This window comes from Paracoccus actinidiae, from assembly GCF_030863885.1.
In the GTDB taxonomy this organism is placed as follows: Bacteria; Pseudomonadota; Alphaproteobacteria; order Rhodobacterales; family Rhodobacteraceae; genus Paracoccus; species Paracoccus everestensis.
Genome location: NZ_CP132956.1, coordinates 2,065,165 through 2,091,341, shown reverse-complemented (window position 1 = coordinate 2,091,341; position 26,177 = coordinate 2,065,165). Strand labels below are relative to the sequence as shown.

Annotated in this window: 25 protein-coding genes and 1 tRNA gene; 10 read left to right on the top strand and 16 right to left on the bottom strand. The window is 65.3% G+C overall.

All coding sequences use genetic code 11. The annotated features are described in order from the left end of the window. Window positions 1-317: 317 nt before the first annotated feature. Complete coding sequence (locus Q5701_RS10445) at window positions 318-3,905, top strand: vitamin B12-dependent ribonucleotide reductase (protein WP_306755173.1); 3,588 nt, start codon at window positions 318-320, stop codon at window positions 3,903-3,905. A 77-nt stretch (window positions 3,906-3,982) separates the two neighbouring features. On the opposite strand, the gene Q5701_RS10440 is transcribed toward Q5701_RS10445, so the two are convergent. Next, window positions 3,983-4,255 carry a hypothetical protein gene (locus Q5701_RS10440; protein WP_306755172.1) on the bottom strand — a complete coding sequence of 91 codons (273 nt, stop codon included), beginning with the start codon at window positions 4,253-4,255 and terminating at the stop codon, window positions 3,983-3,985. Window positions 4,256-4,405: 150 nt separating this feature from the next. Between Q5701_RS10440 and Q5701_RS10435 the strand changes: the two genes are divergently transcribed. After that, on the top strand, window positions 4,406-5,047 hold the full coding sequence (locus Q5701_RS10435; RefSeq protein WP_306755171.1) for a hypothetical protein: 642 nt from the start codon (window positions 4,406-4,408) through the stop codon (window positions 5,045-5,047). On the opposite strand, the gene Q5701_RS10430 is transcribed toward Q5701_RS10435, so the two are convergent. The 4 genes from Q5701_RS10430 to Q5701_RS10415 all read right to left on the bottom strand — a co-directional run bounded on the left by Q5701_RS10430 (window position 5,044) and on the right by Q5701_RS10415 (window position 8,150). Beyond that, a complete protein-coding gene (locus Q5701_RS10430) occupies window positions 5,044-6,957 on the bottom strand; it encodes a hypothetical protein (RefSeq protein ID WP_306755170.1) in 1,914 nt (637 codons plus the stop codon). The genes Q5701_RS10435 and Q5701_RS10430 overlap by 4 nt on opposite strands. Window positions 6,958-7,243: 286 nt before the next feature. Further along, window positions 7,244-7,561 (bottom strand): hypothetical protein, encoded by a 318-nt coding sequence (locus Q5701_RS10425; RefSeq protein ID WP_306755169.1) that lies wholly within the window; start codon window positions 7,559-7,561, stop codon window positions 7,244-7,246. 4 nt (window positions 7,562-7,565) lie between these two features. Beyond that, window positions 7,566-7,793, bottom strand: coding sequence for a phage upper tail fiber protein (locus Q5701_RS10420; RefSeq protein WP_306755168.1), 228 nt, complete (start codon window positions 7,791-7,793; stop codon window positions 7,566-7,568). A gap of 3 nt (window positions 7,794-7,796) precedes the next feature. Beyond that, window positions 7,797-8,150, bottom strand: a complete 354-nt coding sequence (locus tag Q5701_RS10415) for a hypothetical protein (protein ID WP_306755167.1) — start codon at window positions 8,148-8,150, stop codon at window positions 7,797-7,799. A 43-nt stretch (window positions 8,151-8,193) separates the two neighbouring features. Here Q5701_RS10415 and Q5701_RS10410 point away from each other — a divergent pair, with 43 nt between their 5' ends. Continuing rightward, the gene (locus Q5701_RS10410; protein WP_306755166.1) at window positions 8,194-8,856 is read left to right on the top strand and encodes a tyrosine-type recombinase/integrase; all 663 of its coding nucleotides are present in this window, start codon (window positions 8,194-8,196) and stop codon (window positions 8,854-8,856) included. A gap of 118 nt (window positions 8,857-8,974) precedes the next feature. On the opposite strand, the gene Q5701_RS10405 is transcribed toward Q5701_RS10410, so the two are convergent. The 9 genes from Q5701_RS10405 to Q5701_RS10365 all read right to left on the bottom strand — a co-directional run bounded on the left by Q5701_RS10405 (window position 8,975) and on the right by Q5701_RS10365 (window position 16,621). Continuing rightward, a tRNA-Glu gene (locus Q5701_RS10405) sits at window positions 8,975-9,049 on the bottom strand. Window positions 9,050-9,184: 135 nt separating this feature from the next. Continuing rightward, window positions 9,185-9,850 carry an N-acetylmuramoyl-L-alanine amidase gene (locus Q5701_RS10400; protein ID WP_306755165.1) on the bottom strand — a complete coding sequence of 222 codons (666 nt, stop codon included), beginning with the start codon at window positions 9,848-9,850 and terminating at the stop codon, window positions 9,185-9,187. Further along, complete coding sequence (locus Q5701_RS10395; protein ID WP_306755164.1) at window positions 9,847-10,209, bottom strand: hypothetical protein; 363 nt, start codon at window positions 10,207-10,209, stop codon at window positions 9,847-9,849. The genes Q5701_RS10400 and Q5701_RS10395 overlap by 4 nt, the downstream gene beginning before the upstream one ends. A 28-nt stretch (window positions 10,210-10,237) precedes the next feature. Beyond that, entirely contained in the window at window positions 10,238-11,719 is a 1,482-nt protein-coding gene (gene gatA, locus Q5701_RS10390; RefSeq protein WP_306755163.1) for an Asp-tRNA(Asn)/Glu-tRNA(Gln) amidotransferase subunit GatA, read from the bottom strand. Beyond that, window positions 11,716-12,003, bottom strand: coding sequence for an Asp-tRNA(Asn)/Glu-tRNA(Gln) amidotransferase subunit GatC (gene gatC, locus Q5701_RS10385; RefSeq protein WP_234855197.1), 288 nt, complete (start codon window positions 12,001-12,003; stop codon window positions 11,716-11,718). Before gatC ends, gatA begins: the two co-directional genes overlap by 4 nt. A 182-nt stretch (window positions 12,004-12,185) precedes the next feature. Continuing rightward, the gene (locus Q5701_RS10380) at window positions 12,186-13,127 is read right to left on the bottom strand and encodes a 2-hydroxyacid dehydrogenase (RefSeq protein WP_306755161.1); all 942 of its coding nucleotides are present in this window, start codon (window positions 13,125-13,127) and stop codon (window positions 12,186-12,188) included. A gap of 46 nt (window positions 13,128-13,173) precedes the next feature. Then, a complete protein-coding gene (locus Q5701_RS10375; RefSeq protein WP_306755159.1) occupies window positions 13,174-13,485 on the bottom strand; it encodes a hypothetical protein in 312 nt (103 codons plus the stop codon). Continuing rightward, complete coding sequence (gene ctaD / locus Q5701_RS10370; protein WP_306755157.1) at window positions 13,485-15,992, bottom strand: cytochrome c oxidase subunit I; 2,508 nt, start codon at window positions 15,990-15,992, stop codon at window positions 13,485-13,487. Before ctaD ends, Q5701_RS10375 begins: the two co-directional genes overlap by 1 nt. Then, complete coding sequence (locus Q5701_RS10365; RefSeq protein ID WP_306755155.1) at window positions 15,989-16,621, bottom strand: cytochrome c oxidase subunit II; 633 nt, start codon at window positions 16,619-16,621, stop codon at window positions 15,989-15,991. The genes ctaD and Q5701_RS10365 overlap by 4 nt, the downstream gene beginning before the upstream one ends. 57 nt (window positions 16,622-16,678) lie before the next feature. Between Q5701_RS10365 and Q5701_RS10360 the strand changes: the two genes are divergently transcribed. Continuing rightward, a complete protein-coding gene (locus tag Q5701_RS10360) occupies window positions 16,679-17,200 on the top strand; it encodes a DUF2231 domain-containing protein (RefSeq protein ID WP_306755153.1) in 522 nt (173 codons plus the stop codon). Here Q5701_RS10360 and Q5701_RS10355 read toward each other — a convergent pair. Next, window positions 17,188-17,688 (bottom strand): CopD family protein, encoded by a 501-nt coding sequence (locus Q5701_RS10355; RefSeq protein ID WP_306755152.1) that lies wholly within the window; start codon window positions 17,686-17,688, stop codon window positions 17,188-17,190. The two genes, Q5701_RS10360 and Q5701_RS10355, sit on opposite strands and share 13 nt — an antisense overlap. After that, a complete protein-coding gene (locus Q5701_RS10350; protein WP_306755151.1) occupies window positions 17,685-18,389 on the bottom strand; it encodes a cytochrome c oxidase assembly protein in 705 nt (234 codons plus the stop codon). Before Q5701_RS10350 ends, Q5701_RS10355 begins: the two co-directional genes overlap by 4 nt. A gap of 262 nt (window positions 18,390-18,651) precedes the next feature. On the opposite strand from Q5701_RS10350, the gene Q5701_RS10345 reads away from it, so the two are divergent. The 6 genes from Q5701_RS10345 to Q5701_RS10320 all read left to right on the top strand — a co-directional run bounded on the left by Q5701_RS10345 (window position 18,652) and on the right by Q5701_RS10320 (window position 26,177). Further along, window positions 18,652-19,695 carry an NAD(P)-dependent alcohol dehydrogenase gene (locus Q5701_RS10345; RefSeq protein ID WP_306755150.1) on the top strand — a complete coding sequence of 348 codons (1,044 nt, stop codon included), beginning with the start codon at window positions 18,652-18,654 and terminating at the stop codon, window positions 19,693-19,695. 360 nt (window positions 19,696-20,055) lie between these two features. After that, window positions 20,056-20,940 carry an AraC family transcriptional regulator gene (locus Q5701_RS10340; RefSeq protein ID WP_306755149.1) on the top strand — a complete coding sequence of 295 codons (885 nt, stop codon included), beginning with the start codon at window positions 20,056-20,058 and terminating at the stop codon, window positions 20,938-20,940. Between the two features lie 96 nt (window positions 20,941-21,036). After that, complete coding sequence (locus Q5701_RS10335; protein WP_306755146.1) at window positions 21,037-21,951, top strand: ABC transporter substrate-binding protein; 915 nt, start codon at window positions 21,037-21,039, stop codon at window positions 21,949-21,951. A 68-nt stretch (window positions 21,952-22,019) separates the two neighbouring features. Beyond that, on the top strand, window positions 22,020-23,522 hold the full coding sequence (locus Q5701_RS10330) for a sugar ABC transporter ATP-binding protein (RefSeq protein WP_234855186.1): 1,503 nt from the start codon (window positions 22,020-22,022) through the stop codon (window positions 23,520-23,522). Further along, entirely contained in the window at window positions 23,512-24,495 is a 984-nt protein-coding gene (locus Q5701_RS10325) for an ABC transporter permease (protein WP_306755143.1), read from the top strand. Before Q5701_RS10330 ends, Q5701_RS10325 begins: the two co-directional genes overlap by 11 nt. A 14-nt stretch (window positions 24,496-24,509) precedes the next feature. Further along, window positions 24,510-26,177, top strand: coding sequence for an FGGY-family carbohydrate kinase (locus Q5701_RS10320; RefSeq protein ID WP_306755142.1), 1,668 nt, complete (start codon window positions 24,510-24,512; stop codon window positions 26,175-26,177).

Below are 26,177 nucleotides of genomic sequence, written 5' to 3'. Positions count from 1 at the left end.
GTTGACGACTGGCCCCGGCCATTGGCTGTGAACGAATCCTTGCGACCCGCTGCGGGGGTCGAGTCAACCGTTCTCGTCACATTATCCACAGATAAAAAACGTTGCGCTGATCTCTCAATAGGATCAGTTTTGTGGTCTGCGGCGTTGGTCACACCAGATGTGGTGGAAGGTGAGCCATAATCACCAAGACCCGTCGCTTCGCGGTTTCAGACCTGTCGGGCAGCCTCCTGCCCTGACCCATCGCATTTGCGATGGGGCGGCCTCGTGTCGCCTGGCGCAAGTCGCGGAACGAGGGACGACATGAAAGGGCTATGGGCATGAAGATCGAACGGCGTTTCACCACCCCTGCTGGGGGCGCCTATGGCGACATCGTCTTTGCGACGACCACCAGCGAAATCCGCAACCCCGACGGCACCACCGTCTTTCGTAATGACCAGGTCCAGGTCCCCAAGGGATGGAGCCAAGTCGCCAGCGACGTGATCGCGCAGAAGTACTTCCGCAAGGCGGGCATCCCGGCGCGGCTGAAGCGCGTCAAGGAAAAGGGCGTGCCCGAATTCCTGTGGCGCAGCGTGGCCGATGAGGAAGCCTTGGCAACCCTGCCCGCCGACCAGCGTCACGGCGGCGAGACAAGCGCGCGGCAGGTCTTTGACCGGTTGGCAGGCGCCTGGACCTATTGGGGCTGGAAGGGCGGCTATTTCACCACCGAGGAAGACGCCCGCGCCTATCACGACGAGATGCGCTTCATGCTGGCCCGGCAGATGGCCGCGCCGAACAGCCCGCAATGGTTCAACACCGGGCTGCATTGGGCTTACGGCATCGACGGCCCGAGCCAAGGGCATTTCTATGTCGATCACAAGACCGGCAAGCTGGTCAAATCCGACAGCGCCTATGAACATCCCCAGCCGCACGCCTGCTTCATCCAGTCGGTCAGCGACGACCTGGTCAACGAAGGCGGCATCATGGACCTGTGGGTCCGCGAGGCGCGGCTGTTCAAATACGGATCGGGCACCGGCACCAACTTCTCTTCCCTGCGCGGCGAGGGGGAACGGCTGTCGGGTGGCGGCAAGTCATCGGGCCTGATGGGGTTCCTCAAGATCGGCGACCGGGCTGCGGGTGCGATCAAGTCGGGCGGCACAACGCGCCGCGCGGCCAAGATGGTGATCTGCGACATGGATCACCCCGATATCGAGGCCTTCATCAATTGGAAGGTCATCGAGGAACAGAAGGTCGCATCCCTGGTCGCCGGGTCCAAGGCGCACGAGGCGCGGCTGAACGACATCTTCGCCGCCATCCGCGAAGGTGACGGCGAAACGGACCCCGCGCAGAACGACGGCCTGAAATCCGCGATCCGTGCCGCCAAGCGCGCGATGATCCCGGAAACCTATATCAACCGCGTCCTGCAATACGCGCGCCAAGGCTTCGACAGCATCGAATTCCCGACCTATGACACGGATTGGGATTCCGAGGCCTATGTCAGCGTCTCGGGCCAGAACTCGAACAACTCGGTCCGGGTGACGGATGCCTTCCTGCAGGCCGTGCGCGACGACGCGCCGTGGGAATTGCTGCGGCGCACCGACGGCAAGGTCGCCAAGACCATCAGCGCGCGGGAACTGTGGGACCAGGTGGGTCACGCAGCCTGGGCTTGCGCCGATCCCGGCATCCAGTTCCATGACACGGTGAACGCCTGGCACACCTGCCCCGAGGACGGGCCGATCCGCGGGTCCAACCCGTGCAGCGAATACATGTTCCTGGACGACACGGCCTGCAACCTGGCTTCGATGAACCTGCTGACCTTCTTCGCGGACGGCCGGTTTGACGCCGATGCCTATGTCCACGCCACGCGGCTGTGGACCGTCACGCTGGAGATCAGCGTGCTGATGGCGCAGTTCCCCAGCAAGGAGATCGCGCAGCGCAGCTATGATTTCCGCACGCTGGGCTTGGGTTACGCCAATATCGGCGGCCTGTTGATGAACATGGGCCTGGGATATGACAGCGACGGGGGGCGCGCGCTGTGTGGTGCGCTGACCGCTGTCATGACCGGCGTCGCCTATGCGACAAGCGCGCAGATGGCCGCCGAACTGGGCGCCTTCCCCGGCTATGCGAAGAACGCGGGCCATATGTTGCGGGTGATCCGCAACCATCGCGCCGCAGCCCACGGCACCGGCGCCTATCAGGCGGTGAACGTGGCCCCGGTGGACCTGGATGCCGACAACTGTCCCGACGCCCGCCTTGTCGCCATCGCGCGGCAGGCCTGGGACGAGGCCCTGGCCCTGGGCGAGGATCACGGGTATCGCAATGCCCAGACCACGGTGATCGCGCCCACCGGCACCATCGGCCTGGTCATGGACTGCGACACCACGGGGATCGAGCCTGACTTTGCCCTGGTCAAGTTCAAGAAGCTGGCAGGCGGCGGTTACTTCAAGATCATCAACCAGTCGGTCCCGGCGGCCCTGACCAAGCTTGGCTATGCCCCCGCGCAGGTCGAGGAGATCGTGGCCTACGCCGTGGGCCATGCCTCCTTGGGCAACGCGCCCTTCATCAACCACACCGCGCTGACAGGCCATGGCTTTGGCCAGGCCGAGATCGGGAAAATCGAGGCATCGCTGGCCACCGCCTTCGACATCCGCTTCGTCTTCAACCAGTGGACCTTGGGCGAGGATTTCTGCAAGGGCACGCTGGGCATCCCGGCGGACAAGCTGGCCGATCCGACCTTCGACCTGCTGCGCCACCTGGGGTTCACCAAGGGCCAGATTGACGCCGCCAACGACCATGTCTGCGGCACGATGACGCTGGAAGGCGCGCCGCATCTGCGGGGCGAACACCTGCCGGTCTTCGATTGCGCCAATGCCTGCGGCAAGACCGGCAAGCGCTACCTGTCGGTCGAAAGCCACATCCGCATGATGGCAGCGGCACAGTCCTTTATCTCGGGCGCGATTTCCAAGACGATCAATATGCCCAATACCGCGACCATCGCCGATGCGCTTGCGGCATACGAGCTGTCCTGGTCGCTGGGCATCAAGGCCAATGCGCTGTATCGCGACGGCTCCAAGCTGTCCCAACCCCTCGCCGCCGCCCTGGTTGAGGATGACGAGGAAGCCGAGGAGATCCTTGCAAACGGCAGCGCGCAGGAAAAGGCTGCCGTCATCGCCGAAAAGATCGTCGAGCGGATCATCGTCAAGGAGGCCGTGCGGAGCCACCGCGAGAAACTGCCGCAACGCCGCAAGGGCTATACCCAGAAGGCGGTCGTAGGCGGGCACAAGGTCTATCTTCGGACCGGCGAATATGATGACGGCGGCTTGGGCGAAATCTTCATCGACATGCACAAGGAAGGCGCGGGCTTCCGGGCGATGATGAACAACTTTGCCATCGCAGTGTCCGTGGGCCTGCAATATGGCGTGCCGCTCGAGGAGTTCGTGGACGCCTTCACCTTCACCCGCTTCGAGCCCGCGGGCATGGTGCAGGGCAATGACAGCATCAAGAACGCGACCTCGATCCTGGATTATGTCTTCCGCGAACTGGCGGTGTCCTATCTGGATCGCACCGACCTGGCCCATGTGAAGCCGGAAGGCGCCCGCTTCGACGACATGGGCGGCGGCGAGCGCGAAGGGCTGAACATGGCCCCGGTCAGCGAGCAGTCGGAACTGAAATCCCTGACCATGCTGAAGCAGATCAGCAGCGCAGGATACCTGCGCAAGCGTTTGCCCCAGGATCTGATGGTGTTGCAGGCGGGGGTGTCGGCGACGGCCATCCTGTCGGCCGAACCCGCGGCCATGGACCTGCGCATGAAGGCCAAGATGCAGGGGTACGAGGGCGATCCGTGCGGGGAATGCGGGAACTATACCCTGGTGCGCAACGGAACCTGCATGAAGTGCAACACCTGCGGGGGGACGAGCGGGTGTAGTTGATCGTTGGGTGGGGCGCGAAGTTACAGCTTCGCGCCCCGGCCGCCCTGCACTTCATTGTTGACGGATGAACCGCCCCATCATCGCCGATCCTCCAATAGCCGGCGCTCGTCCCGGCGGTCCTCTAGCAGTTGCACGGCGCGTCGCATGATTTCGGTATTGGCATTGGTGGTCTTGTTGGTGTCGGTCAGCAGGTCGCGGCTTTCCTTGACCAAAGTTTCGGCCATAGCGAGCATCTTGTCATGCAAAGCACTGTTTCGTTGATACTGGATCCAGTTGAACCAGCCCTGCACGATAATCACGACGCCAGCCAGGCCGCCGCCCACCTCTTTAATGAAAGCCGCCACGTCCATCAGTGGGCAGTCCTCATGCGATTATTCATCATATTGGGCCTATCTTGCTGTTATGGATATAATTTCGCGCGAAGATTGATTAACGCCGCACGTATTCGCGGAGACTTACGGCAGCGTGAGAGGCCATGGTTCCCATATTTGCGGGAGAGCATGATGATTCGGCGGCATTTTTTATCGGGACTTGTGGGCTTCAAGGTGGTGCTTGTCGGGACTGCCCTGACGGTTGGGGCGGGGCAGACTGCGGAGGCAGCGACCACAGTTAGTTTCAAATTGCGCTATGAGGGCACTGTCCTTGATCGCGCCACCATATTTGATACCGGCACAGAAGATCTCCTGTGGGACGGTGTTCTTGACGTTGAAGGGTCGCCTTGGGAATTGCCTACGCTTTATCACGGTGCCAAGAAGGGCGATATATTCGAGGCATACGCCGAGATTGAGGAGGCTGACGACGAAGACGGCGGATACATTGCTCCGGTTTGTGATGTCGGTGGATTTGGCTGCTCGAAGACCGGGGGGTGGGACCGATACATTTCCACCGACCCATTCAGTGTAACAACCGATGCGTTTATGGTGGTGCAGTATGGTTCGTCCCTGACCGTCACGAACTGGGGCGAGCATCATTTGGCCGGCTTCAGTTTCTTCGGTGATGGTTACAGAGGGTTCACAGACTCAATCGTCACGACCTTCACGATCATCGACCCGGCTCCTGTTCCACTTCCGACCACCGCCGCCCTTCTGCCGATGGGCTTAGGCGCCCTCGCTTTGATGCGAAGGCGCCGCCGGTCGGCTTAGACCGCCAAAGGCTCAATCGCCCCGCGCGAGGCCCTGGTAGGCCGCACGTTGCCCAGGATGTCGTCATAGGCCACCAGATCACCCGTGGCGCTGCCGATGGCAGGGCTGCCCGGCAGCGGACGCCACAGCGACCAGGGCTTGCGGGGGGTGGCGAAGCTGGTGTCCATGGGCAGCTTCTGCGACGTGCCCTTGTTATTGGCCTGATGCGCTTTCCAGGCATAACCGAGATACATCGGGTCGAAGTCCAGCCTGGTATCGTCCAGAGGCACATCCGGCGTCAGCCCGCCCGTGCGGTTGGGCTGATGCACGACGATGTTTTCCACGCGAACCACTCCGTCATTGAAACAATCCGGGCGAATATCCACCGGCGTCCAGCCCTTATCGGCCGCAGCGGCGTCGTCCATTTCGTTGATGATGGTCACGTTGTAGATGTCCACTCGTTCGCGGCGGGCCTCAGCAGAGAACTTGTCCGGCTTACCATGACCGATTTGAATTGAACGGCCAAAACTATCCTGACCAGTTGGGACGTTGGGGCGGTGCAGAATACCGTTCCGAGCCGTGAAAGCCGGTGACGAAATGCCAAGATGCCCAACCGTCCGCGCGGACCCCATGAAGTAGAACTTGTCCAGCACCGTGTTGCAGGGAATTGCCCCGCTGCCCGTGGCCGAGCCGTTGCTGAACCCCTGCCAGCCGCCTTCGCCCCCAATGCAGCCGAACCACGCTTCATAGAGAGCGTTGTTCCGGTGGTCGCGGATGATGTTCTGGTCAACGGGCGTCAGCCCGACGACTGTCCAGCCGTTGCGGGTAAAGCCACCTAAAGCCCAGACGAACAGGGTTGCAGGACCATGCGTGCGGAACGCCCCGTGGCGATTGCCGAGGTCAGTCTTCGACTTGCCGTTGCCGCCCTGCAAGGCGCGGGGATGCTGACACAGGGACATGCCGATATAGGCGGCGTAACCGCCCTCGCGGCCCGTGGAATAGACCCCGTAATCCTCCCAATTCGTCGCGTCGCAATCGGCAAAGATCGCGCACAGGCTGGCCGCGTCACCATTGGTTCCGAAGCCGCTGCCAACCCCATCGGCGCCGCAGTTGTAGATCGTGGCATGGCCTGACCAGACCTGCACCGCCATCGGGCGACCGCCTGCGGTCCAGGCGGGATCGACGGTTTCGGTCGTGCTATCCCACGGTCCCAAGAACCTGACGTTGGCAATCGTCACGCCCTTGACGGTGCAGCTTTCGCCATACACCCGGAAGCCGGCGCCATTTGCCCACATTTCCACATCGGCGCGGGTCTCATAATCCCAGGTGTTGACATAGCAGTTGTGCCAGCGCGAACCGACATACGGACTTGCGTTGGACGCCAGCTTGACGCCCGGCTTGAGCAGCAAGGCCACCGGGACACCTTTGGATTTCAGAGCCTCGATGCGCTTGATGCCCGCATCAAAACCGACAACCCGGTTCGCCGCGATGGCATCCGGCGCGCCTGTGAAGTCGTCCGTGTCGGATACGACGACGCGGGTTACCGGGTTGAAAGCCGTGCGGGGGTCAGCCGTCTCGATTTCCACCAAATCCCACGCAGTTTTGCCTGTGGCCGGTTCGGTGACGGTGACGATAACCACCTGCTTGCCTGGCTTGGCAAAGACGTGGGCGGGGAATGGGGAGTTGGCCCAGTTCTGGTCCTTCCATTCGTCAACGATGTTCTTCGGGGCGCTGAACTTCCCCGGATCGCCGAAGGTCCAATGGTAGTGCAGGTCGTGAAGCACCGGGTTGCGGATCGTGCCATCGGCCGGCGGTTGAGCATCGAATCCACTGACCTCTGCTCGGAACATGATCCCCTCCGGGGCCACACGCTGTTCGCCCCGCCGCACGGTGATCTTGACCGACGCTCCGCCAGTGCCGCCCGGCGCCACAATTGGCGGCAGGGGATCAGCGAGCGGGTCCACGGGATCGGTCGGTTCAACCGGGTCGGTGGGTTCCTCCGGTTCCTCAACCGGCAGTTCCTCGAGAACCCCGACGGCGTTGACCGCGAAGCCGCCGTTTGGCGCGGCCCATGCCAGCTCATACCGGCCCGGCGCCAGTGCGCCGATTGCTGTCGCCAGTTCAGCAGAAGGAACAATGCCCGCGTTTGACCAGTCTTCGGGGATGACAATGATTTTCATGATTTGGCCTCCTGGCCGATGTTGGATTGATTGAAATTCAGAGTCGATAGCGGACGATCACGACGCCCGATCCGCCGATGCCGCCAAAGCCGAAGCCGCGAGAACCGCCGCCGCCAATGAGATAGTCCACCATTCCGCCGCGCGTGAATGTCAGCGTGTCGGATGCTGTGAAGCGGTGGACCCGATAGGTCACGCCGCCATCGGCAATGGTGCTGATGATCCCGCCCGTGGCCTCGGGTCCGTCAACCGCAGGCGCAGGTTTTTGCCAGATCAGCGCCCCGCCCTTGTAGGTTCGGGTGATTTCCTGCGCGCCACGAAAGCGCCGCTGGATCGAGGATGCGCTCAAGACTGGCATGGCGTCACCCCGAGATAGGGTAATAGGTGGCCGGATCCTTGGTCGCCAGAGCGTCATAGGCCGCTTGGGTCAAGGTGACGTGCCGTTCGCTGCCATTGACCTTGTGCGCGATAGCCCCGGTGCTGTCCGCCAGATACAGATCGAAGCCTTCGCCCGCCCGCACCGCGTAAAGCGCATCTGCGGTCAGTGTGGAAGGCAGGACCGCCACGACCTTATGGATGGTGAGGGTCATGGATCACCAGCCCATGCTGTCCCAGGCGATGCGAGGGCGGGCACCGCCGTAGGTCACGTTGCCCGCGCCATCTTCGCCAATCTTGTCCAATTGCGTCGCGTTCGCATGGGAATGGCGCTTGGCCACGGCATCATCAATGGCGGCGACGCCACTGCTTGGCTTCCCGGTGATGTTTGCCCATGCCAGCACCAAGGGTTGGCTTTCGGCTTCCGATAGCTTGATCCATGCAGATGTGGATGACCGCCACATGTATTCGGCTCCGCCCGAATTCGCCGTGCTGTCTCCGGTCGCATTGACCACATAGACCCGCTGCGCATTCTTGGGGGTCAGCGCATTACGCGCGGCGATGTTGTCCACGATCACCGTGCCTGCGATGGCCGCGCACCTCACGACCGAAGACATGGCCGACGACCTGGATCCGCTGGCGCCGAACGCTGCAGCTGACCGACTGAAGGCGCGGCGTGCGATTTGCAGCTATGGCAAGCAGAAGCGGTTCTTTGGCGCCGACCCGTCGCTGGCCGCACGGCACAAGCCGATCCCGAAGACCATCGGCTACCCAGCCGGGACAGACACAGAGATTGAAGCCTTCCGGAAGCGGTGGCCCATCGGATCGGTTCAGCGCCTGTGCTTCGAGCTTGCCTTTTGGACCGGCGCGCGGATCAGCGATGCGGTGAAGATCGGTCCGGGCACGATCGGCAGGGATGGAGTCTTGCAGTTCACCCAGCAGAAGACGGGCGAGCCGACCTTCATCCCTTGGAGGTGCACCCTGCCTGCATATGCGGCGCGCATGATCACAGACCGGAAGCTGATGCACACTGCGCTCGATGCGCGGTCAGAGAAACGAATGACTTTTCTCGCGATGCGGCAAGGCCGGTCACGACCCTCAAAGGCATTGGGGCATTTTATGTCGGATGCCGGGACCGAAATGGACATTGCGAAGTCTGCTCACGGCCTGCGCAAAGCGCGCGCCAAGGCTTTGGCCGAGGCAGGGGCAACCGTCCACCAAATCATGGCTTGGACGGGTCACATTACCCTCGAAGAGGTGGAACATTATACCCGCTAAGCCAACCGCCGCGCGGCTGTTCGGGGACGTGAACAAACCGGGAAAGCTATAAACCGCTGATCCACAGCTGTAAACTATCAGCTAATAACATTGTTTTTGCAAATTTCTTAGGGTGGAGTGGCAGCCCGTAGGGGAGTCGAACCCCTCTTTTCAGGTTGAAAACCTGACGTCCTAACCGATAGACGAACGGGCCACTTTCTTGCGCTGCCCGTCTTGCCGGGTGGCGTGGGGCGGTGTTTAGGCAAAGCCGCAAAGGGGCGCAAGCGGAAATTTCGGTGCCAGTGCAAAAATTTTTGCGCGGTCCCCAAAGGCTTTCCGGGCGGTGATCTCAGACCCCGGCGCCGCGCTTCGCAGCACCCATGGACGCCGCCACAAAGGCCGCGCAGCGGCGGTCGGCGGCGCATTCCGCCCCCTGCCCCCAGGGGCGGAAGCGCAGGCGGAAGGCGGCAAGGCGGGCGGCGGCGTCCACGGGGGGATAGCCGATCCGGGTCAGACTGGCGTCCAGAGGCAAGTCCGGTCCCCGGCCCCTTTGCAGGGCCAGGCCTTCGCGCGCCAGGCGCTGCCAGTCAAAGCGGGGGCCAGGGTCGATCTTGCGGCCCGGCGCCATGTCGGAATGGCAGATCACCCCGTCGGGTCCGATCCCCCAGCGGTCCATGATGCCGCGCAACAGCGACGCAACCCCGTCCATCTGGCGCAGGGGAAAGGGGCGGTCGCCGGGGTTGGCGATCTCGATCCCGATGGAGCGGGAATTCACGTCATCCCGGCCTTGCCAGGATCCCGCGCCCGCGTGCCAGGCGCGGCGATGTTCGGGAACCAGGGCTTCGGCACGGCCATCTTCCAGGATCAGCCAATGCGCGCTGACCTGTGCTGCTGGATCGCACAGGCGCGCGCGGGCGCCGGCGGCATCGGCCATGCCCGTGTAATGCAGCACGATCAGTTCGGGGCGCTGGCCGCGCCTGTCGCCATGATTGGGGCTGGGGAAACCTCCGCTCACAGCGGCGGCTGGTCGCCCGTGCGCATGGAAGGGGGTACGATCACGACCGGCGCGTTGGGCCTTTGCACGGAGGCGGCGGGGGCCATCGCAGGCTTGACCACCCGTACCCTGTCCACGCCCATGGTCGCGGGGATCGGCACCGGGCTGCGGCCCGCGATATCCGCCCCCGTAGGCGCATAAAAGGGGCGGGCGACCGGGATGGTCTTGGGCGATTCCGTGGCCGTGACCAGGGCCGCCTCTCGTGTAGCGCGGTATTCGCCATAGCGGGTCGGGCCGAAGTTGTAGTTCGGGTTCCAGCCCAGATGCTCGCCACAGCCGGCAAGCGCCAGCACCGAAAGGATCAGACAGCCGCGCATCATGCCTCCTGAATATGCCACTGACGCGACCCTACCACCAGCGACCGGGCTTGGCCACAAATCCGGCGGCGCGTTCCAGGACAAGCGCGTGGTTCAGCAACTCGCCTTCCTCGAAGGGGCGGCCGAACAGCTGCAGGCCAAGGGGCAGGCCCTGCTTGTCCAGGCCCACGGGGACCGCGATGCCCGGCAGTCCGGCCAGGTTCAGCGTCACGGTGAAAACGTCGTTGAGATACATCGCCACCGGATCGCTGCTGTCCATGGCCCCAAGGCCAAAGGCGGCCGAGGGCGTGGTGGGCGCCAGGATCGCGTCGATGCCATCGGCAAAGGCCATGTCGAAGTCGCGCTTGATCAGCGCGCGGACCTTGCGGGCGCGGTTGTAATAGGCGTCATAGAAGCCCGCCGACAGAACATAGGTGCCGATCATGATGCGGCGCTGAACCTCGGGGCCGAAACCCTCGGCCCGGGTCTTTTCATACATATCGGTAATGCCGTCGCCCTGGCCCAGCCGGGCGCGGTGGCCATAGCGCACACCGTCATAGCGGGCGAGGTTCGACGACGCCTCGGCCGGCGCGATGACGTAATAGGCGGGCAGCGCGTATTTCGTGTGCGGCAGGCTGATATCGACGATTTCCGCGCCAGCGTCGCGCAGCATCTCGGCACCCTTGTGCCACAGCGCGTCGATTTCGGGCGGCATCCCGTCCACGCGGTATTCGCGCGGGATGCCGATCCGCTTGCCACGGATGTCGCCGGTCAGCATGGCCTCGTAATCGGGCACCGGGTGATCGGCACTGGTCGAATCCTGCGGATCGACGGAGGCCATCGCGCCCAGCATGATTGCGGCGTCGCGCACCGTCTTGGTCATCGGCCCCGCCTGATCCAGCGAGGACGCATAGGCGATCACGCCCCAGCGGCTGACCCGGCCATAGGTGGGCTTCAGCCCCACGATGCCGGTAAAGGCCGCAGGCTGGCGGATGGATCCGCCGGTATCGGTCCCGGTCGCGGCCAGACACAGGTCCGCAGCCACCGCCGCCGCCGATCCGCCCGACGACCCGCCCGGCGTCAACTGCCGGTCATCGACCTTCCACGGGTTGACCGCCGGGCCATAGCAGCTGGATTCGTTGGCCGAACCCATGGCGAATTCGTCCTGGTTCAGCTTGCCCAGCATGACCGCGCCCGCGTTCCACAGGTTCTGCGTCACGGTGGATTCGTATTCGGGGCGAAACCCTTCCAAGATGCGGCTGGCGGCCTGCGACGGCACGCCTTTCACGCAGAACACGTCCTTGATGCCCAGCGGGATTCCGGTCAGCGCGGTGCCGTCGCCCGCCTTGATGCGGGCATCGGCGGCCTGGGCCATGTCGCGCGCCATGTCGGGGGTGTCGTGGACAAAGGCGTTCAACGCGCCTGCGGCCTGAATGGCGGAAAGGCAGGCCTCGGTCAATTCGACGGCGGTGGTGTCGCCCTTGCGCAGCGCATCGCGCGCGTCCGCAATGGTCAGGGTGTTCAGGTCAGTCATTCCACCACCTTCGGAACGGCAAAGAATCCCTCGCGCGCGTCGGGGGCATTGGACAGGATCTTGTCGGCCATGCCGCCGGCCGTTACGGCATCCTGCCGCCGCTTCAGGCGCATGGGGGTGACGCCGGTCATGGGTTCGACGCCCGTCACATCGACTTCGGACAGTTGTTCCATGAAATGCAGGATGCCGTTCAACTCGCGCGCAAGCGCGGGCAAAGCGGCGTCATCGACGGCGATGCGCGCCAGATGGGCGACCTTGCGGGCCTGATCCTCGGTGATCGACATGACGTTTCCTTTCGTTGGGCGCGGGTTTACAGCCCCCGACGCGCCCCCGCAAGAAGCGCCTCATTCCCGATCGCCACCGTTCCGCCCCCAACCGAGACCGGCACCGCGTCCAGCCTGCAATCGTGCTGAAAACGATCAAGCATGGTCGCGACGCGCCGCCGGCGGGGCGGCGCCCTGAACGTTCAGTTCACCGGGGTCAGCAGCGGCCGGCCCGCGAAGAACGCGTCGAGGTTGTCCACCGTCAGTTGTGCCATGCGGTCGCGCGTCTCCTCGGTCCCGCTGGCATGATGGGGATACAGGGTGACATTTGGCAGCGCCGTCAATGCCGGGTCGGGATGGGGTTCGTTCAGGAACACGTCCAGCCCCGCATGGGCGATCACCCCGCCGCGCAATGCGTCGATCAGCGCGGCCTCGTCCACGACCGATCCCCGGGCGATATTGACCAGCGTGCCCCGTGGCCCAAGCGCACGCAGCACATCGGCCGATACCAGCCCTGCGGTCCCTGCCCCGCCGGGCGTGGCGACGATCAGGATGTCGGCCCAGTCCGCCAAGGCCACGGGGTTGGGGAAATAAGCATAATTCACCCCCGGCCTGGCATTGCGGCCGGAATAGCCGATGCGCAGCCCCATCGCCTCGCAACGCCGGGCTATGGCCGCGCCGATATTGCCCAGGCCCAGGATGCCTGCCCGCTTGCCCGCCGTCGAGGTGGTCAGCGGAAACGCCGCCTGCCGTCCCCAGTCGCCCGAACGGACATGGGCATCCCCCTCAACCAACCGCCGCCGCGCGGCCAGCATCAGCAGGATCGCCGTGTCGGCGACATCATCCACAAGCGCGACGGATGTGTTGGTCAGCGTGATCCCCCGCCGCGTCATGTCAGGCAGATCCATCATGTCGAAGCCTGCCGACGAACAGGCGGCCAGCCGCAAGGCGGGCAACCGGTCCAGCAATGCCGCATCGACGGCCACGTGCCCGTTCACCACCATGGCCGTGCAGACCGGCCCGGCCTGGGCCAGCACGGCGTCCCTGTCGGCGGCCTGATCCAGCCGGTGCAGGGTATAGCGCGCGCCCAGGTCGTCCATGAAGCGGGGTTGCAGGGGATGGGCGATCAGGATGTCGGGTTTCATGCATTCTCCAGCGGGCAGCAGGCGCCCATTACCATCTGGCGGATCTTCATCCGCAGGTCGAGGTGAGGATGACCGGCAGCAGCGTCACCGCACTGGCCACTGCGCCCACCCAGTTGCCCGACCGGACCAGCAGTTCCTGTCGGCCGGTGCCCGGCATCCGGTTCCACAGGATCAGCCCGCCGTGCAGGGCCAGCCCGGCCAGCCACAGCAGGATCATGCCCACCGGATGCAAGGGACCGAACGGGGTTGCGCGCGCAGGCCAGTCCAGAGCGCAGCCCAGGCCATGCAACCCGTAGACTGCGGAAAACAGCGCGCCCCACAGCATCGGCCCGGCAAGCATCCGCGCGACCCAGACCATCAGCCGATCTCCTGCAAGGCCACGACGCCCAGCGACAGGACGGACGTGGCCAGCCAGAAGGCCTGGAACAACTGCCAGACCGGCGCGGCGCCCCGGCGCATCCGGCTGGTCCGCCCCTGCCGGGCATCGCACAGGCTGCGCAGCGCCAGCATCAGCGTGACGACCCCGTAAAACCCGGCATGGCCCAGCAGCACCGCGCGCAGGGCGTCGCGGGCATGGCGGCGGGGATCGTCCAGTTGCCAGGCCAGCACGCCCAGCAGCGCCACGGCCAGTCCCGCAGCCAGCACTCCGGCAAGGGCCACCGTGACACCAAGGGGATCAGCCCGGCGCGTTTCGGCCAAGATGGCGGCAAGCGTGGCCCCGGCCATGGCCAGCAGCGCGGCCCCGGCGGTCAGCAGGGCGCCCAGGGTCAGGCCGCTGTCCGGGGCTGGCCAGTTCGGGGCGATCACCGTCAGGAACCCCACGCCGAACAACAGCGAGGCATAAAGCGTGCCGCCTGCGACCAGCAGCGTCACCGTGCCGCTGTAGGCAAGGGTCTGGCGGACCTGCCAATGTTCCGGCAGGGCCAATCCCGGCGCCACCGGGATCGGTGCGGCGTCGCGCGGGCTGCCCATGAACCCGCCCCAGTGCCATCCGGCCCACAGCACCGCCGCAATGGCCAGCGGCGTCAGCCAGTAAAGCCCCGCCAGCATCAGCAGGAAGAAACTGCCAAGCGCGGCGGCGGTCCAGATCGGCAGCATCGTGTTGCCCGGCACCACCGCAACGTGGTCGGGGCGGCCCGTTCCCTCGTCGGTCACCAGAACCTCTCGCCGGGTGCGGGGCGCACCGGGCAGCAGCCCCTCGCCCCGTGCCAGGGGCAGGACCGCGCCTGCGTCGCACCGCCCCGGTCCGGGAAGCGAGGCAAAGTTATAGGACGGCGCGGGCAGCGCCATGGCCCAGTCCAGCGTATCGGCTCGCCAGGGGTTGCGGTGGCTGCGCCGCCCGAAAAGCCATTGCATCGCGATGTCCAGGACGAACAGGGCAAAGCCCATCGCCATCACCATTCCGCCCACCGAGGATATCAGGTTCAGCCATTCCCATTCCGGGTTGTCCGGGTAACGGTCGATCCGGCGCGGCATCCCCAGAAGCCCGGTCAGGTGCATCAGGAAAAAGGTGCCGTGAAAGCCCAGCAGGATCAGCCAGAACGCAGCCTCGCCCAGGGCGCGCACCCGGAACCGGCCGCTGATCATCGGCATCCAATAGGTGACGCCCGCCATCATCGGAAAGACAAAGCCGCCCACAAGGACGTAATGCAGGTGCGCCACGACGAAGTGGGTGTCATGGGCCTGCCAGTTGAAGGGCACCATGGCCAGCATCACTCCGGTCAGCCCGCCCATGACAAAGGTCAGGAAGAAGCCGATCACGTGCAGCATCGGCAGCCGCAGTTCTACCCGCCCCGCCCACATGGTCCCGATCCAGGAGAAAATCTGGACCGAGGTGGGCACCGCCACCAGGGCCGAGGCGGCGGAAAAGAACGCAAGCGCCATATGCGGGATGCCCACCGTGAACATATGATGCACCCACAGCCCGAAGGACAGGAACACCAGCCCGACGATCGCCGCGACGATGGCGCCGTAACCCAAGATCGGCACGCGCGCGAAGACCGGAATGATCGTCGAGAGGACACCGGCGGCGGGCAGGAAGATGATGTAAACCTCGGGGTGGCCGAACAGCCAGAACAGGTGCTGCCACAGCAGTGGGTCGCCGCCGCGCAGCACGTCGAAGAACGGCCAGTCGAAGGCGCGTTCCAGTTCCAGAAGGACGGACCCCAGGATCAGCGGCGGAAAGCCCACCAGCATCATCGCGGCCGTCCCCAGCATATACCAGCCCATCAGCGGCATCCGGGTCAGCGCCATCCCCGCCGCGCGCAGGCGCAGGATCGTCACGATGATCTCGACCGCCGCCGCCACCGCCGAAATCTCGACGAATGTCACCCCCAGCAGCCAGACATCGGCGCTGATGCCAGGGGTATGGGTCTTGCCCGACAGCGGCACATACATGAACCAGCCGCCATCGGGCGCCACGCCGAACAGCAAGGACGCCAGGATGATCGTGCCGCCGAACAGATAGCACCAGTATCCAAGCGCCCCCAGCCGGGGGAATGCCATGTCGCGCCCGCCCAGGATCTTGGGCAGCAGCCACATGGACAGCCCTTCCAGCATGGGAATGGCAAACAGGAACATCATGATGCTGCCGTGCATCGTGAAGATCTGGTTATACAGCGCGGTATCCAGGAACGCCCCGTCCCGCGTGGCAAGCTGCGCCCGGATCAGCATCGCCAGCACGCCGCCGACGGCAAAAAACACGAACGAGGTCGCCATGAACCGCAGCCCGATCGTGGTGTGATTGACCGAGGCGAACGCTCCCCGCCACCCCGGCAGGTCGGACCAGACCCGCTCTAACTGCCGGTGCAGCCGCAGGGCCTTTTGGGGCGGGTTCGGCGCGACGGGCTGCAGGTCTTCGGTCATGGACGGCTTTCGGCTGAAAGGAAGGGAGGCGGGGCGGCGGGATCATAGACCACCACCTCGAACCGCATGGCGGCGTGGCCCAGGCCGCAGAATTCGGCGCACAGCCCTTCGTGGATTCCGGGGGCGTCGGCCATCAGGCGGTGGATGTTGCGGTGGCCGGGGATCGCGTCCATCTTGCCGCCCAACTGCGGCACCCAGAACGAATGGATCACATCGGGGCTGGTCAGCACGATGTCGAAGGGCTGGCCTGCGGGGACATACAGGACCCCCTCGGTGACGACCGGCCCGTCCGGGCCGGGCTGGGTAAAGCGCCAGCCCCAGTTGTAGGCCTCGGCCTCGACCTGCAGGGCGCCGTCACTCCGCGCGATCATCCGTTCGCCTGCCCACAGGGCAAATCCCAGCAGGACCGCAAGAACCGACATGGGAAAGCCCAGGCCCCACCAGATCGTCCAGCCGCGCTCTCCCGTCGGGCGCGGGCCGCGCCACAGCGCAAGGCCCGCCAGTGCCAGGACCAAGGCCGTGATCACCGCGGCACCGGCCAGCATGGCCCACCACAGCATCGCGATCTGTGCCGCCGCCGGGCCCGCGGGGGCCAGCGTGCTTGCCCCGCCCCCGCACCCGGCAAGCACGGGAACCGCAAGGGCGGTGCAAAGCTTCCCCTTGCGCAAAGCCCAAGGATGATGCCGATGCGACCAAAGCGAACCTGGCGGCAACGCCGCCGTTTGTCCGACCCGATCGAGGAACATTCCGCTTTCAACGACACCGAATCCAGGCTCGCGATCGCGGGCCATCCGCTGCACGCGATGCTGATCACCTATCCCATCGCGCTTGCGTTCCTGACCTTCGGCGCCGACGCGATGTTCTGGTGGACGGGCGACGCATTCTGGCCGCGCGCCGCTGTCTGGACGGCAGGCATCGGCTTTGTCATGGGCGTCCTGGCAGGCATCAGCGGCACGGTCGAATTGCTGATCGTCCCCGGCATCCGCATCCGCGCGCCCAGCTGGACGCATTTCATTCTGGCCTGCACGCTTTTGTCGGTGCTGGGCGCCAACTGGGGCTATCGCCTGCCCGACCCCGAACAGGCGGTGTTGCCGGTGGGGATCCTGATTTCCGCCCTGGGCTTGCTGATGACCACGATCACCGGCTGGCACGGCGGCAAGCTGGTCTTCGACTATCAGATCGGGACGCAACAGGATCACGGCAACTGACCCCTTGGTTCCTGCATGAAGGCGGGCAGCAGGTCCGCCACCCATGACAGGTCGGGCTTGGCCAGAACCAGCCACAGGATCGCCCCGATGGCGGGCAGGATCACGGCCAGCGCGATCCCGGGATAGGGCATCTCGTAACCCTTGCTGGGATCGGTTCCCCGACCATAACGCTGCAGGCCGGATTGTTCGATCAGGTGCCCCAGCCAGGCATGGGCCAGCGCCATGAAGCTGACAAAGGCCAGCTTGGCGATCAGCCACAGGTCGAACACCCCGGCCGCGAAGATCAGCGCGGTTCCCGCCACAACGGCGATCACCGCCGCCGGGGTGGCAAAGGCGACATAGCCGTAATGCGTCAGCAGCCGGAATTCGGAATAGCGGACCTGCCGCCGCGCGTGGCCATAGCTCATCAACAGCAGCGGCAGCGCGACCAGACCCGCGCACCAGCACAGCATCGCCGCGATGTGAATGGCCTTCAACGCCGCGATCATGCCGCAAAGCCCTGCCGCCAGCCTTGCCGCAGCATCCAGCCCGCAAAAGCGGCCATTGGCAGGAAGCCCGGCACCCACAGGATCAGACCGGCCAGCCGCTGGTCGTCAAGCGACGTCAGGCCCCAAGGCGCGGCGCCATCGACGTGCTGGATGTAAAGAACAGCGGGCGCGAAGGTCAGCACCGCGCCCAGCAGGCCCATCAGCCCGGCCAGGCCCATTGTCAGGAAACTGTGGCCCAGCACCGCGGAACGCGGGCCGGTCAGCACCGCCGACCAGAAGGCCCAGGCAGGCAGGAACAGCGCCGCCTGCATCAGCCAGTAAACCGCATCGGACCGCCAGATCGCGTCATAAACCGCAGGCAGGTGCCAGGCCCCCATCGCCAGGGCCATTCCCGCGGCCCCGGCCTGCGCAGGCGCGCGCGCAGCCAGGGGCCAGGCCCAGGCCAGTGCGGGCGCGGCCACCCCCGCCAGAACCAGATGATGCAGCGCACGGGCCGAAAACAGCGATACGGTCAGTGCGCACAGCGGCGACACAAAGGCGACCGCAAGTGCCAGGACGGCAATGCCCCCGGCCCTGCCGTTCCCTTGCCGCCACAAGGCCACGGAAAGGACCGCCAGCCCCACCAGCAGGGGCGGATCGACATTCCAGGCCGCCCACAACCCGTCAGGCGCAACGCCCGGTCCGCAATAGGGTTGGCTCATGGAACCTCGCTTTCCGCCGGCGTGATGCCGCAGGCTGTCCAACGACAATACCGAACCACGCCCATGGGTTTCGTGCAATGCGCGGGCCGGGCGCCAAGCCGGCCGGTTCGCGGCAAGCGGCAGTTTTTTTCCGAAAACGGAAATTTTGCGTCTTTTCCCCATGCCGGGGGATTTACACAAGGCGCGCCTGCCCTTCATTCACGGGGGTCAAGCGCCGCAAAACCGTCCATGGTGGCGGCACGGCCTTTTTGGGGGAAACCATATGCCGACATCACTGGTGCTGGAACGCAAGGGCAAGCTGTCGTTGCGCGACATCGACCTGGATCAGGATCTGTCGCCCACCGATGTGCGCATCGCCGTGCATACCGTGGGCGTCTGCGGATCGGACGTGCATTACTATACGCATGGCAAGATCGGCCCCTTTGTGGTCACCGATCCCATGGTCCTGGGCCACGAGGCATCCGGCACCGTGATCGAGGTGGGCAGCCAGGTGTCCCACCTGAAGATCGGCGACCGCGTCTGCATGGAGCCGGGGATCCCTGACCAGACATCCCGCGCGTCCAAGCTGGGGATCTACAACGTCGATCCGGCCGTGCGGTTCTGGGCGACGCCGCCCATCCACGGCTGCCTGACGCCGCAGGTCGTGCATCCGGCCGCCTTCACCTATCGCCTGCCGGACAGCGTGTCCTTTGCCGAAGGCGCCATGGTCGAACCCTTTGCCATCGGGATGCAGGCCGCGATGCGGGCGCGCATCCAGCCCGGCGATACCGGCCTGGTCCTGGGGGCCGGTCCCATCGGCATGATGACCGCCCTCGCCGCCCTGGCAGGGGGCTGCGCCAAGGTTTTCGTGGCCGATCTGGCGCAACCCAAGCTGGACATCATCGGCGCCTATCCGGGAATCGGGACGATCAACATCCGCACCACGCCCGCGGCCCAGGCAATCGCCCAGGCGACCGACGGCTGGGGCGCGGATGTGGTCTTTGAATGTTCGGGCGCGGCCCCCGCGATCCTGGGGTTGCCGCAGCTTGCCCGCCCGGGCGGGACCATCGTGCTGGTGGGAATGCCGGTCGATCCGGTGCCCTTCGACATCGTCGGCCTTCAAGCCAAGGAACTGCGGGTGGAAACCGTGTTCCGCTATGCCAATGTCTATGACCGGGCGATTTCGCTGATCGCGGCGGGCAAGGTCGATCTGAAGCCGCTGATTTCCGCGACCCTGCCCTTTGCCGACAGCATCGCCGCCTTTGACCGCGCCGTCGAAGCACGCGAAACCGACGTGAAGATCCAGATCCAGATGCCGCAGGCCTGAAACGCCGCGCAGGGCGCCTGATACGAACCCGCCAGCAAAATCTACGGGAAAGTATAAGGCGCCCTGATGCCGTTATCTGCGGCAGGCAACAATTATCTGCCCCCGATCGCCTATTATGCCCCAGAATTTCGCCCCGTTTTCCGCTGCTTTGCGGCATAATGCGGCATTGCAGCATCGCCTTGGGCCGCACTGCCAAATCCCGGCTAATGATATTTCCGCAGGATATGGCAAAAAAGTATCGGAATTTTTCCCGTGGCGTCGTGGAGGGTCGCGCCCCGGCCATGATACCAATCATGCAGCGCCCAAGGAGGGGCCGGCATTGCCCAAGGCAAGCCGTGCTGGCGCGGAGGGGAGGAACCGATGCAACCCGATCTGGAACTGGTCCATATCCGCAAGGGCGAATCCTTTGCCGCCTGGAAGCACGGCTATCCGTTCCGCACGGTGCGGTGGCATTACCATCCCGAATACGAAATCCATCTGGTCGTCGCGACCACGGGCAAGTTCTATATCGGCGATCATGTGGGCGAATTCGGTCCCAGCCAGCTGATCATGACCGGTCCGAACCTGCCGCAGAACTGGATCAGCGCCATCCGCCCGGGCGAAATCGTGCCCCAGCGGACTGAGGTGATCCAGTTCCCCGAAAGCTTTATCGACGCCGCAAGCGACGCCTTCCCGGAAATGGAGGGAGTGCGCCATCTTCTGGAGCGCAGCCGCCGGGGCCTGTTGTTCGGCGAAGACACCAGCCGCGCCGTCCGTCCCCTGATGCGCGCCCTGATCGAGGCGCGGGGCGTGCGCAGGCTGGGGCTGTTCTTCCAGATTCTCGACCTGCTGGCGACCGCACCGAAGTCGCAGACCCTGGCCAGCCTCAGCTTCGTGCTGGACATGGAACGGGCCGAGGAATCGGCCATGAACCGGGCCATCGGCCATTTGCGCGAAAACCTGCTGGAAACGGTCAGCGAATCCGAACTGGCAGGGCTGACCGGACAAAGCCAAAGCGCCTTTTCCCGGTCCTTCAAGCGCCATACCGGCACGACGCTGGTGCGCTATCGCAATCAGCTGCGCATCGACCTGGCCTGCCATATGCTGCTGTCCGACCCGGACGCCCGCGTGGCCGACATCTGCTATGACGTGGGCTTTTCGAACCTGTCGAACTTCAACCGTCATTTCCTCAAGCTGAAGAAGATGTCGCCGTCGGAATTCCGCGCGACCTTTGCGGCCAACCAGACGATCCGCATGGCCAGCTGACCCGCCGCACAAAGCCCATACCCCCCGAACACGGCCCGCGCATCGCCGGACGTGCCGGGGGGAAGACTGCCAGTTCCATCAACGGGAGGACGACCCATGAAGACCCTGCTGAAGACCGCATCCGCCGCGGCCCTTCTTGCCGCCTCGGCCAACCTGGCCGCAGCACAGGACGACGCGCTGAAGATCGGCATGACGTTCCAGGAAATGAACAACCCCTATTTCGTGTCCATGCAGGAGGCCCTGAACGAGGCCGCCGCCCAGATCGGGGCCGAGGTGATCGTCACCGACGCGGGCCATGACGTGGCCAAGCAGATCTCGGACGTGGAGGATATGCTGCAACAGGGCATCGACATCCTGCTGCTGAACCCGACCGACAGCGCGGGCGTGGAATCGGCCGTGCGCATGGCCAAGGACCAGGGCGTGATCGTGGTGGCGGTGGACGCCAACGCCAGCGGCCCGGTGGATACCTTCGTGGGGTCGAAGAACCGCGACGCGGGCTATCAGTCGTGCAAATACCTGGCCGAGGCGCTTGGCGGCCAGGGCGAGGTCGCGATCCTGGACGGCATCCCGGTCGTGCCGATCCTGGAACGCGTCGAAGGCTGCAAGGCCGCCCTGGCCGAAAGCGAGGGGATCACGCTGGTGGACACCCAGAACGGCCGCCAGGACCGTTCGGTCGCGCTTGGCGTGGTGGAAAACATGATCCAGTCGCATCCGAACCTTGCGGGCATCTTCTCGGTCAACGACGGCGGCGCGATGGGTGCCCTCGCGGCGATCCAGGGGTCGGGCCGCGACATCAAGCTGACCTCGGTCGATGGCGCGCCGGAAGCGGTCAAGGCTATCGCCGACGGCACCGCCTTCATCCAGACCACCGCGCAATTCCCCCGCGATCAGGTCCGCGTGGGCCTGGGCATGGCGCTGGCGCAATACTGGGGCGCCCGCGTGGTCCCCGCGGAAGTGCCGATCGACGTGCGCACCGTGGACAGCGAGAACGCCGCCGATTTCAGCTGGTAAGCCAGCCGTGAACTTGGCCGCGTCCCTGTTCCGGGGGCGCGGCCCTTCGATCAGCCAAGGGGGCCTTCATGCTGGAACTGAAGGGAATACGAAAAAGCTTCGGCCGGATCGAGGTTCTGCACGGCGTCGACCTGCACGTGAAGGCGGGCGAGGTTCACGCCCTGCTGGGCGAAAACGGCGCGGGCAAGTCGACCCTGATGAAGATCGTCTGCGGCATCATCCAGCCCAGCGAGGGCCGCATCGTCGTCGAGGGCCAGGACCGCAAGTTCGCCAATTACGACGAGGCGATCGCGGCGGGCATCGGCATCGTCTTTCAGGAATTCAGCCTGATCCCCTATCTGACCGCCGTCGAGAATATGTTCCTGGCGCGCGAATTGAAGACCCCCCTGGGCCTTCTGGATCGCAAGGCGATGCGCAGCCGCGCCCAGGCGATCCTGCGCAAGCTGGAGGTTGACCTGCCGCTGGATGTCCCGGTCGCCCGTTTGTCGGTGGCCGAACAGCAGTTCGTGGAAATCGCCAAGGCGCTGTCGCTGGACGCGCGCATCCTGGTTCTGGACGAACCCACCGCCACCCTGACCCCGACCGAGGTCGAGCATCTGTTCAAGGTCATGCGCGAACTGCGCGCGGCGGGCGTGGCCATTGTCTTCATCTCGCATCACCTGGAGGAAATCTTCCAGATTTGCGACCGCATCACCGTTCTGCGCGACGGCGAATATGTCGCCAGTTGCGACGTGGCGGGCATCACCACCGACCGCCTGGTCGAGATGATGGTCGGCCGCCGGATCGAGAACAGCTTTCCCCCCAAGCCTGCCCCCGCTCCCGCGGCCAAAACCGTGCTGGAGGTCGAGGAGGTTCAGTTGCGACGGGGCGGCCCGGTATCGTCCTTCCAACTGCGCGCCGGAGAGATCCTGGGCTTTGCCGGGCTGGTCGGATCGGGGCGGACGGAAACCGTGCTGTCGATCCTGGGCGCCTATCCCGCCGCGCGCTGCAAGGTCAGGGTGGACGGCGTCCGGACCCGGTTGAACGATCCCGCCGACGGGCTGGCCCATGGCATCGGCCTTTTGCCCGAAAGCCGCAAGGAACAGGGGCTGATCACCAGCTTTTCGATCCTGCAGAACCTGTCGTTGAACAATTACGGCAAATACCGCCAGGGCCACTGGTTCATCGACTTCAAGAAGGAACGCGCCTTTACCCGGACGGCGATGGACCAGGTCCGCGTCAAGGCCCAGGGACCGGATGCGCGCGTCGATACGCTGTCGGGCGGCAACCAGCAAAAGGTCGTCATCGCCCGCTGGCTGAACCACGACATGCAGATCCTGATCTTCGACGAACCGACGCGCGGCATCGACGTTGGCGCCAAGGCCGAAATCTATCAGCTGATGCGCGACTTCACCGCGCGGGGCTGCGCCATTATCATGATCTCGTCCGAGCTTCCCGAAATCATCGGCATGTCCGACCGGGTTTGCGTGTTCCGGTCGGGCGGCATCGTGGCCACCGTCGAGGGCGCCGCCATCACATCCGAGGAAATCATGACCCACGCAACGACCGGGAGGGTCGATCATGTCGCATGACGCCAACACCGCAACCGAGGCCCCCGGCAAGGGGCGCCGCGCCGCACTGGACTGGCTGTTCCATTCGCCGCTGGCCCTGCCCCTGGTCGGGCTGATCGTCGTGTCGATCCTGATGGCCTTTGCCAGCGACAACTTCTTCACCCTGAACAACATCCTGAACGTGCTGCGGCAGGTGTCGGTCGTGGCTATCCTGGCCGTGGGCATGACCTTTGTCATCCTGACCAGCGGCATCGACCTGTCGGTGGGTGCGGTCATGGCCCTGTCGGGCACCATCGCGGCGGGCCTGATGGTCAACATGGGCCTGCCGGGCGGGGTGGGGCTGATCGCGGCCCTGCTGGTGGGCCTGGGGCTGGGCCTGTTCAACGGCGCCCTGGTCGCCTGGGGCCGGATGCCCGCGATCATCGTGACCCTGGCGACCATGGGCATGGCGCGGGGCCTGGGGTTGATCTATTCCGGCGGCTATCCGATCAGCGGGTTGCCCGGCTGGGTGTCGTGGTTCGGCGTGGGCCGCATCGGCATCATCCCGGTTCCGGTGGTGATCATGGTGATCGTCTATGCCCTGGCCTGGGTTCTGCTGCAACGCACCCCCTTTGGGCGCCATGTTTATGCCATCGGCGGGAACGAGACCGCGGCGCGTCTGTCGGGCGTGCGGACGCGGCGGGTCAAGCTGGCGGTCTTTGCCATCTCGGGCGTGACGGCATCCTTGGCGGCGATCGTGCTGACCGGCCGGCTGATGAGCGGCCAGCCCAATGCGGGCGTGGGCTTCGAACTGGACGCCATCGCCGCCGTGGTGCTGGGCGGCACGGCCATCGCGGGCGGGCGCGGGCTGATCCTGGGCACGCTGATCGGCGCGGTGCTGCTGGGCATCCTGAACAACGGCCTGAACCTGGTAGGGATCAACCCCTATATGCAGGACGTGATCAAGGGCCTGATCATCCTGCTGGCCATCTATATCGGCCGCGAATGGCGCTAGGCGGGGACAAGGCCATGGGAACGCATTTCATCGGCATCGACGTGGGCACCGGATCCGCCAGGGCCGGGGTGTTCGACGCGCAAGGCGCGCTGCTGGGAACAGGCAAGGCCGATATCGCGATGCACCGCCCCGGCGGGGACATCGCCGAACAATCCAGCGCCCAGGTCTGGGATGCGGTGTGCGCGGCCACGCGCACAGCCCTGGGCCGCGCCGGGATCGATCCCGGCAGCGTCGCGGGCATCGGCTTTGACGCCACCTGTTCGTTGGTGGTGGCGGGCGACGGGCCGGTGGGCCTGGGCGACGCCGGCCATCCCGAACGCGACATCATCGTCTGGATGGACCACCGGGCCGTGGACCAGGCGGCGCGGATCAATGCGGGCGGGCATGACGTCCTGAAATACGTGGGCGGGCGCATCTCTCCTGAAATGCAGACGCCCAAGCTGCTGTGGCTGAAGGAACACCGCCCCGAGATATTCCGCGCCGCCCGGCATTTCTTCGACCTGACCGATTTCCTGACCTGGAAGGCCAGCGGCAGCACGGCGCGGTCCACCTGCACCGTCACCTGCAAATGGACCTATCTGGCGCATGAAGGCCGCTGGGACGCCGATTATTTCCACGGCATCGGGCTGAGGGAACTGGCAGAGGAAGGCTTTGTCCGCATCGGCACCCAGGTGGTGCCGCCCGGCACCCCGCTGGGCCGGGGGCTGACGCCGGACGCGGCACGGGCCATGGGACTGCCTGCCGGGATCGCGGTGGCGGCGGGGTTGATCGACGCCCATGCGGGTGGCATCGGCACGGTCGCCGCGCACGGCGGGCCTCAGAATCCGGTCAGCACCCTGGGCTATGTCTTCGGCACCTCGTCCTGCACGATGACCACGACCCTGGATCCGGCCTTCGTGCCGGGGGTCTGGGGGCCGTATTTCTCGGCCATGGTGCCGGGGGCCTGGCTGAACGAGGGCGGGCAATCGGCGGCAGGCGCAGCCATCGACCATCTGCTGACGCTGCATCCCGCCCATGACGCCGCCACGGCGCTTGCCAGGGCGGACGGGAAATCCCTGCCCGAATGGCTGGCAGACGCCGCCCTGGCCCAGGCGGGCGATGCGTCCCAGGCAGTGCGGCTGGCGGCCCATCTTCATGTGGTTCCCGAATTCCTGGGCAACCGCGCACCCTTTGCAGACCCTCATGCCCGGGCGGCGATCCTGGGCCTGGGGATGGACAGCGACGTGCAGTCCCTGGTGGCGCTGTATGTCGCGGGTGTCTGCGGGCTGGGCCACGGGCTGCGCCAGATCGTCGAGACGCAAGCGGCCCATGGCGCGGGCGTGGACCGCATCGCCATCAGCGGCGGCGCGGGCAGGCATCCCCTGATCCGCCAGATCCTGGCCGATGCGACCGGCCTGCCGGTGGATGTCACCGCCTGCGACGAACCGGTGCTGCTGGGTTCGGCGATCCTGGCTGCGGTCGCGGCGGAGGCTTTCCCCGATATTGGCACCGCGATGCCCGCCATGTCGTCGGTTGCGGCCACCCATCATCCCGCAACCGGCCCGGTCCGCCACCTGCACGATGCGCGCCACGCGGCCTTTACCACCTTGCAGGACGTGGCCCGCAGCATCCGCGCGCAAACTCAGGCCTGCCTGAACCGATTCCCCCCTGACCAGGCCGCGACCGGCCCGTCCCATTCGTAA

What these genes read in the sequence shown, in the direction of transcription:
- Q5701_RS10445 (WP_306755173.1), top strand. Translation starts at nt 318, where the DNA reads ATGAAGATCGAACGGCGTTTCACCACCCCTGCTGGGGGCGCCTATGGC.
- Q5701_RS10440 (WP_306755172.1), bottom strand. Translation starts at nt 4,255, where the DNA reads ATGGACGTGGCGGCTTTCATTAAAGAGGTGGGCGGCGGCCTGGCTGGC.
- Q5701_RS10435 (WP_306755171.1), top strand. Translation starts at nt 4,406, where the DNA reads ATGATGATTCGGCGGCATTTTTTATCGGGACTTGTGGGCTTCAAGGTG.
- Q5701_RS10425 (WP_306755169.1), bottom strand. Translation starts at nt 7,561, where the DNA reads ATGCCAGTCTTGAGCGCATCCTCGATCCAGCGGCGCTTTCGTGGCGCG.
- Q5701_RS10420 (WP_306755168.1), bottom strand. Translation starts at nt 7,793, where the DNA reads ATGACCCTCACCATCCATAAGGTCGTGGCGGTCCTGCCTTCCACACTG.
- Q5701_RS10410 (WP_306755166.1), top strand. Translation starts at nt 8,194, where the DNA reads ATGGCCGACGACCTGGATCCGCTGGCGCCGAACGCTGCAGCTGACCGA.
- Q5701_RS10395 (WP_306755164.1), bottom strand. Translation starts at nt 10,209, where the DNA reads ATGATGCGCGGCTGTCTGATCCTTTCGGTGCTGGCGCTTGCCGGCTGT.
- gatA (WP_306755163.1), bottom strand. Translation starts at nt 11,719, where the DNA reads ATGACTGACCTGAACACCCTGACCATTGCGGACGCGCGCGATGCGCTG.
- gatC (WP_234855197.1), bottom strand. Translation starts at nt 12,003, where the DNA reads ATGTCGATCACCGAGGATCAGGCCCGCAAGGTCGCCCATCTGGCGCGC.
- Q5701_RS10380 (WP_306755161.1), bottom strand. Translation starts at nt 13,127, where the DNA reads ATGAAACCCGACATCCTGATCGCCCATCCCCTGCAACCCCGCTTCATG.
- Q5701_RS10375 (WP_306755159.1), bottom strand. Translation starts at nt 13,485, where the DNA reads ATGGTCTGGGTCGCGCGGATGCTTGCCGGGCCGATGCTGTGGGGCGCG.
- ctaD (WP_306755157.1), bottom strand. Translation starts at nt 15,992, where the DNA reads ATGACCGAAGACCTGCAGCCCGTCGCGCCGAACCCGCCCCAAAAGGCC.
- Q5701_RS10360 (WP_306755153.1), top strand. Translation starts at nt 16,679, where the DNA reads ATGCGACCAAAGCGAACCTGGCGGCAACGCCGCCGTTTGTCCGACCCG.
- Q5701_RS10355 (WP_306755152.1), bottom strand. Translation starts at nt 17,688, where the DNA reads ATGATCGCGGCGTTGAAGGCCATTCACATCGCGGCGATGCTGTGCTGG.
- Q5701_RS10350 (WP_306755151.1), bottom strand. Translation starts at nt 18,389, where the DNA reads ATGAGCCAACCCTATTGCGGACCGGGCGTTGCGCCTGACGGGTTGTGG.
- Q5701_RS10345 (WP_306755150.1), top strand. Translation starts at nt 18,652, where the DNA reads ATGCCGACATCACTGGTGCTGGAACGCAAGGGCAAGCTGTCGTTGCGC.
- Q5701_RS10340 (WP_306755149.1), top strand. Translation starts at nt 20,056, where the DNA reads ATGCAACCCGATCTGGAACTGGTCCATATCCGCAAGGGCGAATCCTTT.
- Q5701_RS10335 (WP_306755146.1), top strand. Translation starts at nt 21,037, where the DNA reads ATGAAGACCCTGCTGAAGACCGCATCCGCCGCGGCCCTTCTTGCCGCC.
- Q5701_RS10330 (WP_234855186.1), top strand. Translation starts at nt 22,020, where the DNA reads ATGCTGGAACTGAAGGGAATACGAAAAAGCTTCGGCCGGATCGAGGTT.
- Q5701_RS10325 (WP_306755143.1), top strand. Translation starts at nt 23,512, where the DNA reads ATGTCGCATGACGCCAACACCGCAACCGAGGCCCCCGGCAAGGGGCGC.
- Q5701_RS10320 (WP_306755142.1), top strand. Translation starts at nt 24,510, where the DNA reads ATGGGAACGCATTTCATCGGCATCGACGTGGGCACCGGATCCGCCAGG.